Annotated in this window: 1 protein-coding gene; it reads left to right on the top strand. The window is 70.9% G+C overall.

Features of this window, described 5'->3' with window-relative positions; genetic code table 11:
- The coding region (locus tag H2O73_RS24275; protein WP_182110836.1) for a hypothetical protein at positions 1-218 on the top strand (218 nt) is incomplete at its 5' end.
- Positions 219-237 lie beyond the last annotated feature (19 nt).

A 237-nucleotide genomic window follows, 5' to 3' on the forward strand; every position in this document is an offset into this window, starting at 1 on the left:
TGGCCAAGGCCTACCCCGAGGCAAGCGGTCTGGCGCTGGTCTTTGCCATCGCCTCCGCCGCGAGCGGGTTGGAGGACATGGCGGGCGATCCCAAGGCCGCCGGGCTCTACAGGCTGGCGGCGATGGTGGCGGCGGACCTTTTCGCCTTCGAGGCGCGCGGGCAGGCCATGCCGAACGGGGCCGCCCTGCTCAAGCTGTGGCTGAGCGAGTTGCCCTGATCAGGCCATGACCCCGGTC

Source organism: Vibrio marinisediminis (assembly GCF_014050145.1).
GTDB lineage: Bacteria > Pseudomonadota > Gammaproteobacteria > Enterobacterales > Vibrionaceae > Vibrio > Vibrio marinisediminis.